The organism is Acinetobacter sp. ANC_7654, from assembly GCF_056779855.1.
On record NZ_JBWYIR010000005.1, the window covers coordinates 144,078 to 159,622 of the forward strand.

At 35.1% G+C, this 15,545-nt stretch carries 14 protein-coding genes and 1 pseudogene; 6 read left to right on the forward strand and 9 right to left on the reverse strand.

The window, feature by feature from the left end; all coding sequences use genetic code 11:
* Positions 1-67: 67 nt before the first annotated feature.
* Both AC1M86_RS07685 and AC1M86_RS07690 read right to left on the reverse strand, forming a co-directional pair.
* A pseudogene (locus tag AC1M86_RS07685) lies at positions 68-677 on the reverse strand (HAD family hydrolase).
* A 294-nt stretch (positions 678-971) separates the two neighbouring features.
* A complete protein-coding gene (locus AC1M86_RS07690) occupies positions 972-1,352 on the reverse strand; it encodes an Mpo1-like protein (RefSeq protein WP_180028595.1) in 381 nt (126 codons plus the stop codon).
* Positions 1,353-1,566: 214 nt separating this feature from the next.
* On the opposite strand from AC1M86_RS07690, the gene AC1M86_RS07695 reads away from it, so the two are divergent.
* On the forward strand, positions 1,567-3,033 hold the full coding sequence (locus AC1M86_RS07695; RefSeq protein ID WP_481607666.1) for a CYTH domain-containing protein: 1,467 nt from the start codon (positions 1,567-1,569) through the stop codon (positions 3,031-3,033).
* 39 nt (positions 3,034-3,072) lie between these two features.
* On the opposite strand, the gene AC1M86_RS07700 is transcribed toward AC1M86_RS07695, so the two are convergent.
* Positions 3,073-3,720: a TetR/AcrR family transcriptional regulator gene (locus tag AC1M86_RS07700; RefSeq protein WP_481607667.1), complete on the reverse strand. Its 648-nt coding sequence runs from the start codon at positions 3,718-3,720 to the stop codon at positions 3,073-3,075.
* A 117-nt stretch (positions 3,721-3,837) separates the two neighbouring features.
* Here AC1M86_RS07700 and AC1M86_RS07705 point away from each other — a divergent pair, with 117 nt between their 5' ends.
* From AC1M86_RS07705 to AC1M86_RS07715, 3 genes are all read left to right on the forward strand, one after another.
* The gene (locus AC1M86_RS07705; protein ID WP_481607668.1) at positions 3,838-5,076 is read left to right on the forward strand and encodes an MFS transporter; all 1,239 of its coding nucleotides are present in this window, start codon (positions 3,838-3,840) and stop codon (positions 5,074-5,076) included.
* Between the two features lie 361 nt (positions 5,077-5,437).
* The gene (locus tag AC1M86_RS07710) at positions 5,438-5,662 is read left to right on the forward strand and encodes a hypothetical protein (RefSeq protein ID WP_180028591.1); all 225 of its coding nucleotides are present in this window, start codon (positions 5,438-5,440) and stop codon (positions 5,660-5,662) included.
* 383 nt (positions 5,663-6,045) lie between these two features.
* Entirely contained in the window at positions 6,046-6,735 is a 690-nt protein-coding gene (locus AC1M86_RS07715) for an aspartate/glutamate racemase family protein (RefSeq protein ID WP_092767123.1), read from the forward strand.
* 168 nt (positions 6,736-6,903) lie between these two features.
* On the opposite strand, the gene AC1M86_RS07720 is transcribed toward AC1M86_RS07715, so the two are convergent.
* Together AC1M86_RS07720 and AC1M86_RS07725 are read right to left on the reverse strand one after the other, a co-directional pair.
* Positions 6,904-8,613, reverse strand: a complete 1,710-nt coding sequence (locus AC1M86_RS07720) for an ATP-binding cassette domain-containing protein (protein ID WP_481607669.1) — start codon at positions 8,611-8,613, stop codon at positions 6,904-6,906.
* A gap of 144 nt (positions 8,614-8,757) precedes the next feature.
* A complete protein-coding gene (locus AC1M86_RS07725; RefSeq protein ID WP_481607670.1) occupies positions 8,758-9,390 on the reverse strand; it encodes a hypothetical protein in 633 nt (210 codons plus the stop codon).
* A 115-nt stretch (positions 9,391-9,505) separates the two neighbouring features.
* On the opposite strand from AC1M86_RS07725, the gene AC1M86_RS07730 reads away from it, so the two are divergent.
* Together AC1M86_RS07730 and AC1M86_RS07735 are read left to right on the forward strand one after the other, a co-directional pair.
* Positions 9,506-9,895, forward strand: coding sequence for a DUF3144 domain-containing protein (locus tag AC1M86_RS07730; RefSeq protein WP_092767127.1), 390 nt, complete (start codon positions 9,506-9,508; stop codon positions 9,893-9,895).
* Positions 9,896-10,036: 141 nt separating this feature from the next.
* The gene (locus AC1M86_RS07735) at positions 10,037-11,101 is read left to right on the forward strand and encodes an amidohydrolase family protein (RefSeq protein WP_481607671.1); all 1,065 of its coding nucleotides are present in this window, start codon (positions 10,037-10,039) and stop codon (positions 11,099-11,101) included.
* A gap of 53 nt (positions 11,102-11,154) precedes the next feature.
* Here the strand turns inward: AC1M86_RS07735 and AC1M86_RS07740 are convergent, their stop codons facing one another.
* The 4 genes from AC1M86_RS07740 to AC1M86_RS07755 all read right to left on the reverse strand — a co-directional run bounded on the left by AC1M86_RS07740 (position 11,155) and on the right by AC1M86_RS07755 (position 15,438).
* Entirely contained in the window at positions 11,155-13,944 is a 2,790-nt protein-coding gene (locus AC1M86_RS07740; RefSeq protein WP_481607672.1) for a M16 family metallopeptidase, read from the reverse strand.
* 72 nt (positions 13,945-14,016) lie between these two features.
* Positions 14,017-14,844: a PhzF family phenazine biosynthesis protein gene (locus AC1M86_RS07745; RefSeq protein WP_092767133.1), complete on the reverse strand. Its 828-nt coding sequence runs from the start codon at positions 14,842-14,844 to the stop codon at positions 14,017-14,019.
* Between the two features lie 172 nt (positions 14,845-15,016).
* On the reverse strand, positions 15,017-15,142 hold the full coding sequence (locus tag AC1M86_RS07750) for a hypothetical protein (RefSeq protein ID WP_257219857.1): 126 nt from the start codon (positions 15,140-15,142) through the stop codon (positions 15,017-15,019).
* Positions 15,143-15,246: 104 nt separating this feature from the next.
* Positions 15,247-15,438 (reverse strand): hypothetical protein, encoded by a 192-nt coding sequence (locus AC1M86_RS07755; RefSeq protein ID WP_035268717.1) that lies wholly within the window; start codon positions 15,436-15,438, stop codon positions 15,247-15,249.
* Between the last annotated feature and the right edge of the window lie 107 nt (positions 15,439-15,545).

A 15,545-nucleotide genomic window follows, 5' to 3' on the forward strand; every position in this document is an offset into this window, starting at 1 on the left:
TTCATCATACGTCCTCTTTATTTATTCTATTGATGGCTCGCTCTAATTCATCATAATGATGAATACTCTAATCTGTAATAGGTTTTTTTAGTATTTGATTTGGGTGAAAAAAATAGTTTTCATACCAACATTTTTTGCACCTTCTATATCAGCTTTAAGATTGTCACCAATAAAAATACAATCAGAAGGTGAACAATTTAACTGGTAACAAGCATAAGCAAATATTTTTTTATCGGGCTTTCTTAAGTCAATCGCTTCTGAAACTATGATAGTCGAGAAATATTCGGTAAGACCTAAAGCATAAAAATTATGTTCCTGAAAGGGGCTTTTTCCATTGGAGACTAACCCAATCTTATATCCCTTTTGATAAAGATCTGAAATGACTTTTTGGACGTCATCAAAACCAATTGAAAATTTATTGAAATCAGTAATGTAAGAATTAAGTAATTCATCAACAGTAAATTTTTTATATTAAAATCTTTGATTAATTGACTGTAAACGATATCTTTCCAAACATTTCCATTATCATCCAATTCAATAAATTTTTTTATAAATGCATCTTTTAGTTCTTGTGGTACTAATTGGAAAAAATTTACTTGCCAACATATAAAACGAATAAGTGACTCATTCCTATTCAAAATAGTTTGATCCAAATCAAACAGAAGTATGTTTCGCATTAAAAATACTCACTCTCATAATAAAAGTTCTATATATAGTTCATCTTCTTTTTTCAGTATTATTTAAATTAACATAATATGTATTATATGCGGTTTAACAGAATAATACCGTTAACTCATCTAACTGAATACGTTAATTTTTTTATTTAATCCCAATATTTATAATTTGGATTTATTCATTGGATCTTAAGCCTTTCCAGCTATCATATAATCATATTTTTGTGTAGCTTTCTTAAAACATTTCATGACAAAAAAAGCCCAGAATCTGCTGAGCGTTTTTAACAATATATAAATTTAGCTATCAATTTTATCAAATTTACGATCTTTCAAACTCAAGTTTCCGCGCAAAATATCCGATAACATTCTCCAGTCTGAAATAAAGCTATACAACGGTTGTTTAAAGCTTGCTGGCTTATTTTTTTCAAAAACAAAATGCCCCACCCACGCGCATGCGTAGCCTGAAACTAATCCGTAGACTAGATATTTAGCTTTACGCTGACGAATCGCTTGAGTAAAAAAATAAATACCGATTGAGCTACCTGCTGCATGTAAACGACGACTCATAATGCTGCGGTGTTCAGTCAAATAAAAACGATAAAATTCTGAGTAATTCTTGATGGGTAATTGAAATTTAGCTTCTTCTTGCGATGAAGACGGCTCTACATAAGCATTCATTGTTGTATTCCTGTCCTTTTTTTGACCACCTTAATTCAAAAAATTGCACTTGAAAAGCTTATCTTACAAATATTGTGATTAATCATTCATTCAAGTAAATGTAAGTGAATTGTCAAGATTGTGGTTCTAACTGAATCAGTTACAATTCCCTTAAATTAAAAGGCAATCAAATGTCTTACTTCTATGAAAATGATTGATCAATTAGGAAAATCACATGCTTGAAATTGAATTAAAGTTTCAGATCCCAGAAGCTCGACGGAATGCGATTTTAAAAGCAATCGATCCAAAAAAGTCTGAACTCATTCAAATGCAAGCAAAGTACTATGACACTCCTGATCGCCTACTCTCTCAGCATGGGATAGCCATTCGACAACGTCTTGAAAATACCAATTGGGTTCAAACCTTAAAAGCGACGAAAAGTAAAAGCCATTTACACCGTTTCGAACATAATCATGATTTAGGTAATCTTGAGGCTGCACCGAATTTAGATTTATCTATTTATTCAGATAATTCCGAAGCTTATGAGGTCTTAAATGACGCATTGAAAGGTGATTTTGACCAATTAGTCTTGCAGTTTGAAACAGACATTCAACGTACAGTTCGAGTGATTAGCTTTGAAGATGCTGAAATTGAAGTGTGTCTAGATATTGGCGTTGTACGATCAGGTGATCGAGAACATGAGATTCATGAAGTAGAGTTTGAACTCAAACAAGGAAAAGTTGAAACATTACTAGCGTTTAGTTTTGAGTGGGTCAAAAAATATCAACTTTGGCTAGACGTTCGCAGTAAGGCTGAGTTTGGTAATTTATTGGTTTCAAATTTAGTTGTAAGCCCAGCGCGAACTGAAAAAGAATGGATCGTTGCAAAAAAAGAAAGCGCAGAAAAAACGATTCGGATGATGATTGGTCATCATATGCAACATTTACTGCCGAATATTGCTGCGATTTCTGCGGAAGTGGCTGAACAGGAACACATCGAACAAGCACATATTGCTTTGAACTATTTGTTTTTAAGTCTATCTATTTTTAAAGACTGGACATCAAAGAGCACAGATAAATGGGCACATCAGTTATCTGCATTTAAAAATCATTTTGAAAACCTAAAGCATTATGAGCATATGCAACACACCTTAGGCGCTATTCTGCAAAACCCTAAAACTGCTGAAATGCTCAGTAAAGATGTGCTCTACGCCCGAGAAAAATTAAACAACTTAGTCAAATCTACCCAAAACGTTCAACACTATCTTGAACTTTTGAGTTTTAGTTTAGGCAATTCCAAGAAGGTGCAAACCCAAGACCTCAAAACCTATGCTCAAAATACGCTTCAACAGCAGTATAAAGTTTTACAGGAATGTCTGAATGAAGCTGATCCTTCTAACTTTGAAAGTCTTGACCAATTGGCAATACATTTAAGTGAATTAAGATTCAGTTTCCCAGTCTTAACACAAATTTTTGATGTGAAAAATTTACAAAAATACGGCAAGGCGCTTAATGATGCACATTATGCAGCTGAACAATATCAAGTATTATCTTCCTCATCATCCTACTTACAGCAAACAGAATTAGAAGCCAGTGACTGGTTCGCCTTAGGTTGGTTGACGGCAAAGCAAGAAATTTACGCTGAAAAACTTTTGGAAGCGACTGAACAATTCCTAGTCAGTCGAAAATTTATCAAGTCATAAAATTCAAGTCAGTACTTTTCGTCAATGAGAAGTTCTGACTTAAAAATGATCCCAAGTTTGCATCGCCATGTGTACAACGCTTTCCAATTGTTCAAAAGTAGCCCCATCACGTGCTTGTAAGCTTAGTCCTTGTAAAATCGTCATATAATAATCTGTCATTGCCTGAATATTAGTTTGTGTACTAATTTCACCTGAGGCTTGGGCAGCTAATAATTTTTCTAGTAAATTCGATTTAGATAACTGTCTTTTTTCCGAAATTGATTGTTGTATTTGTTGATTTTGAATCGAACAGTTCATTGTCGACACGACCAACATACATCCTTTCGGTTTGTCTTTCTGCACCAGTCGTTTTAGATTCTCAATCAAATAAAGTTCCATTGCTAATTTTATGGAATGTGCATGTTTAAAAATCATTTCCATCGAGCATGATTCGTGCCTGAGATAATAGTCAATGCAACGATTAAAGAGCTCTGATTTATCACCATACGTACTATAAAGACTAGGTGCAGTGATTCCCATGGCGAATGTTAAATCACTCATTGAAGTAGCTTCATAACCGTATTTCCAAAATAGTGTCATGGCTTTTTCAAGTGCTTGTTCTTCATTAAAACACTTAGGACGTCCACGCCCCTTAGATATTGATTTGGCACTATCCATTTGATTTATTGGCTTTGAACTTTCCTGCATATTCAACCCAATTAATTTTATAATGATCATTAATAAATTAATTGACCCAGATCTTAAATTCAAATATTTTATTTTTATAACAATCATTATGAAATTATTTTCAAGGAGCGTTGGTCAATGAAATCTGAATCTCATCTGACTGAAACCGCTGTTCATTCTCCATCTCCTACAAAAAATCAAGGAAATTGGTTTGCTGTTATTACACTTTCTATCACCGCTTTTATATTAGTGACCAGTGAGTTTCTCCCTATTGGTGTGCTCAATGCAATCGCACTAGATCTCAACATTTCAGTCGGTACTGCTGGCCTGTTCATTACCCTGCCAGGCGTGATGGGTGCTTTCGCAGCACCGCTTATCTCGGTCTGGGTGAAGCAACTTGATCGACGCTATTTATTAATCGCACTCACAGCGGTCATGGTCATTGCAAATTTCATTACGAGCTATTCAGAAAGTTTCACTTGGATTCTATTGAGTCGTTTTTTCTTGGGTATCGCGATAGGCGGATTCTGGGCAACTGCAATCGCCTTAAGTGGTCGTGTTGCACCTCCTCGCCTACCCATCGCCAAAGCAACAGCTATCGTCATGGCTGGCGTGACTCTGGCAACTGTGCTGGGTGTTCCGGTTGGAACATGGCTAAGTGAAATTTACGGTTGGCGTAATGCTTTTATGATCACCTCAGTGATTGGTGCCATTATTCTGTTATTTGAGATTAAATTCCTACCGAAATTACCGCCGACTTCAGCTATTCAATATAGCGATCTACCCGCATTGTTTCGAGATCCCAAAGCTCGTAAAGGCTTAATCATTGTTTTATTTATCGGATTAGCGCATTTTTCAACGTACAGTTACTTGGCGCCATTCTATAAAAATGAAGCAGGATTTGATGGTTCAACCATCAGTTCATTACTTCTTATTTATGGAGCAGCAGGCTTCGTAGGCAATGCATTCTCCGGTTATAGCAGCAATATCAATGTCCGCTATACGCTTTTTGCTGTTGCATTGTGTTTAGCAATCGTATTCCTTACATTCCCGGTTTATGCCAAATTCTTAACTGGTGCATATATTCTTACAGCATTATGGGGTTTTGCTTTTGGTGCCTTTCCTACGACAGCCAATATTTGGATGTTTTTACATGCGCCACATGCGGTTGAAAAAGGGATGCCTCTTTTTGTCAGTATGTTCCAAATCATGATTGCAGCAGGCGCATTATTTGGTGGTTTTATGGTAGATCACTTCAATACCAGTACCTTAATTTACAGTGTATTGATTTTTATCTCTTTAGCTGTAATTGCTGTATTCACTCATAGTCGAGGATTGAATAATCCTAAAGCTCAGCAATGTACATCAATTAATTGAGTTGAGTTGAGTTGAGTTGAGTTGAGTTGAGTGTAATTTTTTACGCTCAATTCTTAAATAATTCTATGAAATATAAACTCATTTCGTTTAGTGAAATCAATTTAAGAAATTAACGCGCTAAATTCTCAACCATCATTCAAATCGATCAATGCACCAATTCGGTGACATTTGCACAAAAATGATGAATTTTTTCATGAAAAATCCGTTAATCACTCCTTCATATTATTAATTATACCTAAATTATATATTTATCATTATTTATTAGTTGGCATACAAAATGCATTCATTATGATGAGTCTATCGTTTAACGCTAGTTATTCGATTTACATGAAAATAAAATCAAACATGAATGGTGAATACAATGAATAATTCAAATCCAACAACTTTAAAAGAACTTACATTAGATGAAATTGAAGCAGTATCTGGTGCAGGTTTAGTGACTAATTTGCTTGGTACTGTCGGCTCTCTTGTAGGATTAAAAGATCCTTTAGTGAAAATTGGCACTGGCGTAAATGAAACACTTAATGGAACAATTGATTCACTAGGATTAGGTGTATTAAAAGGTGTTGTAGACACGTTGATTTAATTTTAAAAATCTTATGAACAATAGACTTTTTAATCTTTCAAATCACTCATCAAAAGGCTCATGAATGAGCCTTTTGATTGATATCCTACAAGATTTTGAACTAGAATGCTCTATACATGGATTGTTCAGCAATACAATAATTTTCCTCTATTTATGGCATCTAAGTTCGGGGTTAATGTGAATTCTTCCGATGAGAAGCTTACTCAACCATAAGATTGGTCAATTCTGCTGCTAAACTTATATACATTCATCCCTAAAAATACACATCAAAAGCTGAACTTTTCTCACTTTGATTAAGTCATTATTTTAAAAAGTAGCAATTTCATACTCGATAACTTTCATTATATTGATAAATTAAATATTTAATTTTTAAAGGTGCGAACTTGAAGACAATTGGTTTATTAGGTGGAATGAGTTGGGAGTCGACTGATTTGTACTATCAACAAATCAATAAGATGGTTCAAACGAAACTTGGCAAGTTACACTCTGCTAAGGTTATTCTTATTAGCGTTGATTTCGCTGAAATTGAGGAATTACAACGCAAAGGATTATGGGAAGATGCAGGAATCTATTTAAGAGATCAAGCCATACAATTAGAAAAAGCAGGTGCAGATGGCATAGTACTTTGTACAAATACAATGCACAAAGTAGCAACTTATATTGAGGAATCAACCAACATACCATTTATTCATATAGCAGATGCGACAGCCATGGAAATCATGAGCCAGAAAATTACAAAAATTGGGCTGCTTGGTACTGCATTTACGATGGAACAAGATTTTTATAAAAGCAGATTGGAGGAAAAAGGACTTAAAGTAATAACACCTAATAAAGCGAGTAGAAAAATTGTTCATGATATTATTTACAACGAATTATGTTTAGGCATAATTAGCGAAGCTTCGCAAAAGAAATATATTCATATTGTCGAAGAATTAATATCTTCTGGCGCTGAAGGAATCATTTTAGGATGCACTGAGATTTGTATGCTTATAGGAGATCTAAAATTCTCAGTCCCTCTATTTGATACAACTTCTATTCATGCGCAAGCAGCTGTAGATTTTGTATTATCATAAATATTTCATAGCATAAAAATCATTCAGCTCATGCTAAAAAATATTTAACTGACATCAAAATCGATCATCAAGTACATGAATCGTTGCTCAAGACTAAATTTAATCAAATAAATACATATTTTAAAAATCGCTTTTTTTGATTGATATTCATGCCACAACAATCATCATTTAATCCTCATCGATAGAATTTAGAATGATGTTGAAATCAATAATTTCATCTGCGATTTCTGTCGCCATACGTTCATGAGAAATCATAATGACCGTTTCAACTCGCTCTTGAATAATTTTTAAAATTTTCGAACTTGTTTTCTCATCTAAGGCTGCTGTAGGTTCATCTAAGATCAGAAGCTCTGGTTGTTTTAATAATGCACGAATGATGTTTAATCGTTGTTTTTCACCACCAGAGAAGTTTTTATAAATTTCTTGTATATCATCGTCTAACTCAATTTGATTTTTTTCCAGCAAATGGAGTAAATCGAACTCTTTTAGCCAATGTTTAAGCTCCTCATCAGAATATTTGATCTCAGTATTTTGAATCAAATTTTGTCTTAATGAGGTTGAATAAACGATCGGAGTTTGGCTGACCACAGCAATCTGATCAAATATCTTTTCTGAAAATACTGAAGTGATCTCTAAATTTCTAAAGAATAGTCGTCCAGATTTGATCTTTTCTATTCCCACCAAATAATTGAGGAAACTTGATTTTCCAATACCTGTTCGACCTTGAATTAAATATATTTTTCCACACACGATGTCTAAATTAAAATTTTCAATCGTCTGCTGACCTAGATCAAATGTCACATTTTGAAATGAATACGCCACCTCACTTTCTTTCTGTTCCTCAGCTGTTAGATCATTCGTACTGAATGACTCATGTTCCAATTCAAAATATTCTAGGTACTGATCAATAGCCACAATATGACCTTTCAAATGAATGATATTTTGAGACATCATCATTAACGGAATGGTTAAACCTATAATATAGGTACTGACTAAAACAAAATCACCTGAACTAAAACTTTGATATTCAAACATATAGACTGATAAAACCATGAATACCAAAAGAAAAAATGACACAAATAACAGTTGATATATCATGAGATACTGAAGTTTTTTATAGGTATCCTGAGTCTTTATTTTATAGTCATCGATTCTGCGGCTAAACTCTTCAAATTCGTAATATTTCGAATGACTGAGTTTGATATCATAACTTTGTTGGAGTTTTTCAATCACAAATTGATTCAGTTGATTTCGAGCACCATACATAATCGTAAAGATATCTTGTGTCTTAAAGGTAATGATGAGCGATAAAGCAACTGTACAAGCTGAGAATACGAAAAAATACACACCAAATTCAAGATTGATCGTATTTCCGAGCACATACACCATACCTAAGATTTTAAATACCGTAGGTACAATGACAAAAAATATAGTAAAAATAATTGTACCAAGTGCTTCACTGCCACGAATTAGATTTGCATTAAATACACCGATATCTTGTTGTCGTTGATCTTTTAATTTCAAATCAAGAAAATTAAATACTCCAGCTTTAAGCATGGATGCATCAACATTTCTGATCATCATAGACATGGCAAAATTATTTATATTCTTCATCCCCTCATTGATAAACCAAGCGAGTGCATAAGCAACGGCGAATAAATAGAGCAGATGAATTTGAAAAAAGTCTTGAATCGAATAGTAATGATCAGGTTCACTGGTCTGGTCAATCAGCAGCTTAAACAAATACGGTAAACCAACACTCGTACCAATAATTAAAATTTGAAGTATGGCTAAAACGAAGAATACACTTAATCCATTTTCATCATGTTGACGGAATAACATCCACGCCTTTTTAAATTGTTTAATCTTTTCAGTCATCATTCTTTAAATTAGTTATTTTTTGTGATAAATATTTTAAACAATACTAATCAATAAGTTTGGATATTGATCGTAGAAGCTTTGTAGTTATAAAGTAGCTAATCATTGATTCTAATGTCTAAAAACTAAGTTCAATCAGCTCAACTAACGATATTTACCATAAATACGCCACGTGTTGTTATCCGCCAATGGATCGCTATATGAGTCATTTCGTTGCTTACGTGGTTTATCGCGAGCATCAACCAACTCGAAATGAGGCTCAACACTTAAGACAATACCATTTACATAAAAACGTGTTCTCGTATATTCACTTTGCCCATGCTGAAATACATAAGTTCTTAAATCTATAAATTCGCGATGCGCAACTAATGCAGCAGTGTCATCTTGATCCAACCAACGACTCATTGCCAAAACTTGTTCAGGTTCAAACTGTCCACACTTCTCTAATACACTAGCAATACCACGAAAAGTCTTTGATTCCTTTGCACGTGTTTTGTTAATGCGAATTCGGTCTACATGAAAATAAAACAGCGGTAAATTTAGATGACTTGGTAAATGAATGGCATCTAAAACCTCATCTTCCATAAAAGGTTGAAATAAATCTTGTGCCCTTTCGATTAGACCTGTCCACTGCTGGTAATAAGCAGCTACTTGCTCTTTGCTTCCATAATAAATGGGAAGACCTTCGACATTCGCAAGATCAACAGGTGGCCAAATATTCTGTCTCAGTAACGCAATATCACTTTTTAAACTTTGAACTGCGATAGCATCTTGCATAGAAAAGCTCATAAAAAAATTACTTAGGCTATTTTTAGATTAAGTGAAAGGTTTAGTTTATGCAAGCCTTTGCCTATAATAGTGCTTGAATTAAGTTATTTATTAGGAACAATTCATGGTTCAAAAGATTCAAGCGACTGATGTCACTGAAGAAGAAGCATTGAATGCGATTTTCTTCGAACGTGCTGATGAATTTATTAAGCAAGCCAATGAATTTTGCCGTGTTGAAAAAGGTTCTACTGTTAAACCAGCCGATGCTCGTGGTCAAGTCAGTGCTGCGATGCTATTTGGTACTGCTCGTTTTAATACATGGGTTGCTGCCAATAACTTTAAAGACGGCAATGAAATGCGTGATGCTAAAGAACAAGTGATGTCTTATATCATGCAACAGTTTCATATGATGCTTGAAGATAATTATGACGAATACTGCGAACAGTTTGAGAACTACCTTCGCTTCCGTCGTAATGAAGAGTTTCATGCAAATAAACATGACCACGAACATTAAATAGATTTGCATTGTGTGCATTGAGCCTCCTTTAGGGGGCTTTTTTAATGCTTAAACTCTAATATTCAAACGAAAATGCAATTCAAAAATTGATCAATTTCTCGTATGTTATTCTTATTGATGACTCAACTAAGGATAGCGATGAATCAACTCAACTTTCCCATCGTCGATGCACATATCCATCAATGGGATCCTTATCACACACCGCATGCTGCCGCTTTAGCTGTTAAACTTTTTGGAAAACATCCAAAAATCTTGGATAAAGTCGTTCGTCTCGTAAAACCTAAAGATTTAATAGAGACAGTAGGACTTACAGATTACATCACAGCACCCTATTTACCAGCGGATTACCACAAAGACATTGGACACTATACTGTGAGCCGTGTTGTACATGTCGAAGCCAGCTGGCATCATCAAAAAGGGACTGGCGTTGTAGAAGAAACGCAATTTATTCAACAGCTTCCTTTTTCTCAAGAAAACATCAAATTGGCTGGAATCGTTGCAACAGCTGATCCTCGTGAAAGTAATTTCAAAAAAATTCTTAAAATGCATAAAAAGGCATCTCGGCATTTTCGTGGTATTCGAAAAATGGCTGCACATCATGAAGATCCTGGAATTCATGCATGGAACGATGATCCCCACCTCTACACTGATCGAAAATTTTTAAAAGGTTTTGAAGCCTTAGCCCAGTACAATTTAAGCTTTGATGCTTGGGTTTATTATAGCCAGCTTAAAGATGTTATTGCTTTGGCAAAACGTTTTCCTGAGACTTCGATTGTCTTAGACCATTTGGGCACACCAGCAGGTTTATTCGGCCCAGTAGGTAAACACACAGGAATCACCCAAACTGCGCGAGACAATATCTATTTCCACTGGAAAGAAGATCTTGCAGAATTAGCTCAATGTCCGAATGTATATACAAAAATGTCTGGACTCTTCATGCCTGTTTTAGGTCATCAATTTCATACACGACGAACACTAGCATCTAAACAACAAATCATTGAATTGGTCTCTCCTATGATTATTCATGCTTTACAATGTTTTGGGCCTTATCGTGTCATGTTTGCATCCAACTTCCCGATGGATAAAGTGAGCACATCACTCACAAATATCATTGATGCCTTTAGCGACATTGTCGCTACCTATAATTCAGATGTTGTTGAACAGATATTTTGTAAAAATGCGCAGCAATTTTATAAGCTTTAAAAAAAAGGCTCATTCACAATCGAATGAGCCTTTTTGAATCGTACATTGTGGTTCTAAGTTTTAGGCTTTGAAATCATTTCAGGTTGTGGTTTACCATACTGATCTGCCATAACTTCAACCAAAAACTCAGGCTTAATATATTTTTTGATCACTGCATCTATATCTTTCTTCGTCAGTTTTGCAAATGCCTGATCTCGTTCTAGTCTTGAAAGCTGTGTTTTATTTTGCTCAAGCTGACTGTTCAATCCACGATGAATACGGCGCTCATCCTCTAAATTCGTGACACGCTGTTTCATAATATTAGCTTTAGCCGCTTCAAGCTCTTGCTCCGTCACACCATTCTTTAATAAGTCAGTGAATACTTTATGCACACCTTGAGAAACTTGAGCTGATTTTCCTGCTGCATAATTAGCACTTACACCTAGAGCACCAGCATTGATAAAATTATCCAAACTCAAACTACTTCCAAAGCTGTAAACCAACGCATTTTTTTCACGTAACTCCATGGCAAGGCGTGATGATAATTGTGACTCGCCTAGAATATGGCTCAACACATATAATGCTTCTGCATCAGGATGATTATTACCAACTGGAATGGCAATAACCGCTTGATAATTACCAAATTGACGCTGTTCAGCCAGCGCATGAACTTTTTGAGCAGGATAATCTATATGACTGCCCTGCAAACGTTGGTATGGTTCTTTTGTCTTAGACTGACCTAAAGATGAATTCAAAAATTTCAGAATGGCTTTGTCATCAAAATCACCAGTCACCGATATTTGACCATTTTGAGTTGTAAAATACTTTTGGTACAAAGCTTTAATTTGATCATTGGTGATGGTTTCAATTTGCTGCTTTGCTAGCTCAGGTTCAAAATGATATCGCAAATCACCTGGTTCATATCGCTCTACGATTCTAGCGATAGTCAGTCCTGCAACAGTTTCAGGCTCTGTATATGGTCGATTTAATGACGATAATGTTTGCGATTTGATGAGGTCAAACTGACTTTGCTCAAATTTCGGATTATTCATAACGTCGACAATAAACTTGAAGAATTCTGGAAATTTTTCTTTCTTCGCAGATACGTTAATCACAATACCATTATCAACAGCTGAAGCAGATGCTCGACCACCCGCCTCGATTGATTTGTCTGCAATATCTTGCAGGCTATACTGCTCAGATGCTCTCAATAGCAAATAAGACATAAAGCCTAGTGCTTCACCTTGATGCTTGAGTGATTGTGCTGTCCCGAAATTTAAAGATATCGATGCGTAAGTTTTGTCATCGCGTGTTGACGTTGGGAATAGTGCATAATGCATCCCATTTTTCAAAATACCACGCTTGATTTTTTTCTCTAACTTTTCAACATACTGTTTGGAATTTTTTAAGTGCTCAGCCACTTCAGCCTTATACACAGCTGGGTCTTTTAAAGGCTCTTCTTGAGTTGCCACTTGATCTAAAGTTTTTGAATCTTGCTCATTAGCGTCTAGCTCGAGTGCCTTTTTTTGATCCTCAGGCGTAGGTTGTATGTCTCCCGAAATGCGATGCTCAGCAACCAAGAATTGATTTATTACTTGATTAACTTGATCGACATTTAAACTTTGTATCTCTGCTTGATCTTTAAAATATTTTGCCCAATCCCCATTGGATGAAACCACATAATCACTAATGAAACCGCCCACAGAAGAAGCATTGGTCATCATGCTCTCTTGACCATTTTTAATCATGTTTTTGACACGATTTAATTCTGTTTCATTAAATTGATGCTTTTTCTCAATTCCTTTCTCTAGAGAAAGGGCAACTTTTTTCTCGTCGTGATTAGGAGCATACACTGCCCCCATAAAAACAAGATTAAAATCTGGTGTTAACCATGTCGTCGATTGAACCTGTGTAGCCGTACCTGTTTCTACAATATCTTTGTACAAATGACCACTAGGTTGCATTGTAAATAAATAAGGTGCTAAAGCGAGTGCAGTCTGTGTTTTTTGCTGGGTGCCATTGAGATAAATATTGTATTTGCCTAAATCACTTCCCTTTTGCACGATAAATTGACGATCTTTGATCTTGGTCGAATCAAGCATTGGAACTTGGGTTGACTCAGGAATTTGACGCGCAGGAATTTGATTAAAATTTTTATCCACTGCTTTCAGGATATCCGCTTTATTAAATTTACCTGCAATCACTAGAACTGCATTATTCGGTGCATACCATTGTCGGTAAAATTGATTCAGTTCCTTCATGTTGATTGACTGAAGCTCAGCTAAATCACCAATTGGTAGACGACCAAGATACTGATTTCCGTAAGCAGATTTCCAAATTTGATCCATCAATACTGAAAAAGGTTGATCCATTCGAACCTCACGCTCTCGTTTTACGATTGCGATTTCTGACGGAACAAATTTTTCCTGAAGTACGAGCTTATCCATTCGCTCTGCCTCCAGATACAACATTTCATCAATGGCTTTTTTTTCTGGACGGATGACACTCATATACTGGGTAGAATAGTAGTCAGTCATCGCATTACTCATGAGCGTATGCTGATCTAGACGACGTTGAAACTCATCTCCTTTTACATTTTCTGTGCCTTTAAACGCGAGATGCTCAAGTAAATGTGCTAAACCACCTTTACCTTGTGGGTCATTCAAAGCTCCCGTTAAATACACCATATTCATAAAAATTTTATTTTCTTTAGGTATTGGTGCCAAAATTACCCGTAAACCATTTTCTAGTTTGTATTCTTCAATATTTTGTTCAGTCTTGACCAAAACAGGTTGTGCTAAACCGCTAGAACTGACCGCAACGATCATTAAAGTAAGTGAAAGTTTTTTAAAACGAGTTAGCATTGTTCTTCCAATTATTGATATAAAAAAATTGATCACACGCCTGACAAGGGTATGATCAATAGGGTTTATGCTTTAAAGGTAAATTTCAGCTTTCATATAAAGTTTGGCATAGCCAGAAATTTCAATTCTTTGATTCTCTTTAAGTTGGCAATACAACACGCCACCTCGTTCTGAGCTTTGAAAAGCAATAAGTTCTGTTTTATTCAATTTCTCAGCCCACAAGGGTGCTAATCCTGTATGCATAGAACCTGTTACAGGATCTTCATTGATGCCTTTATGTGGTGCAAAATAACGTGCCACATAATCATATTGTTCTGATGCTGCAGTTATAGCAATATCGGGATGATCGGATGCTGTAATACAAGTACTAACCTCATATGCTTCAGCAATTGCATTAATATTGGCAAAATTAGGTTTGGCATCAAGCACATCTTGTTCACTTTCCAAGACTAAAATATAAGCTTGTTGATTTAGATAAATTTCCTTGATTGGACGATCAACCACTTCTTTTAATAACTCAGGAAACTCTTCAGTTAAATGAGGGATTCGAACAGGAAAATTCATTGTAATTTTTCCATCATCTTGTCGAGTGATGGTAAAAATTCCTAAATCTTTGACATGAAATTTAATTTTTTTCGCTTGAGTATACTCATTAAAAAGTACATAACTGCTCGCTAAAGTGGCATGACCACAGAAATCGACTTCAACTTTAGGTGTAAACCAACGGATTTCATAATTTTCATCATCAATAATTTTAACAAAAGCCGTTTCAGCCAAATTATTTTCAAATGCAATATTTTGCATGAGTGATGTATCAAGCCATTCTTCACTGACCACTACAGCTGCAGGATTCCCCTTAAACAACGCTGTAGTAAAGGCATCAACTTGATACATTTTCATAAATACACCCTAATATTTCCAAACTTCTAATTGAGAATAATAATCTTTTATCATTTCAAATCATAGATTAATTTCAATCTTGACTATAAATTATTGCTTCACAAAGATTCGTTCATAAACTGTATATTTCTAATGATCTTCCATAAAAAAACCCTCACATGAGGGTCTTTTGCTATTTACGCTTTTTGAGCGCTTTCTTTAAATCTTTTAACTTAGATTCATGCTTAGAAATTTTCTTAAGTCTCGATTTAATTTGATCTTTTAAATCTTTAATTTTTAACTTGGACTTATTCGCCATATCTTATCTTCCTCGTGTCATTCACTTTAAATTGTTAATGCTTGAATTTACTGACAAGAATGGGCATTCATCCCTAAATTCCCATTCAATTCATGATTAATGGATTAACGATTTTGTTGATCTAAATCAGATTGCTGTTGTGATTGTTGACGGGACTGTTGCTGATTCTGCTGCTGTTGATCTTGTTGCTGTTGCTGCTGATTGGGTTGCTGTTGATGTGGCTGTTGACCTTGTTGACGTTGCTGGTGATTTTGTTGCTGTTGCTCATTTTGATCTTGATTGTATTGATTACTCATTTCATATCTCCATGATTATCAGATTTTGATACTGATCTTGAATTCTTTTTCACTTGAATTAGACCAATACAAATAACCATAACCCTTTTGCACGAAACTGCGAGCAT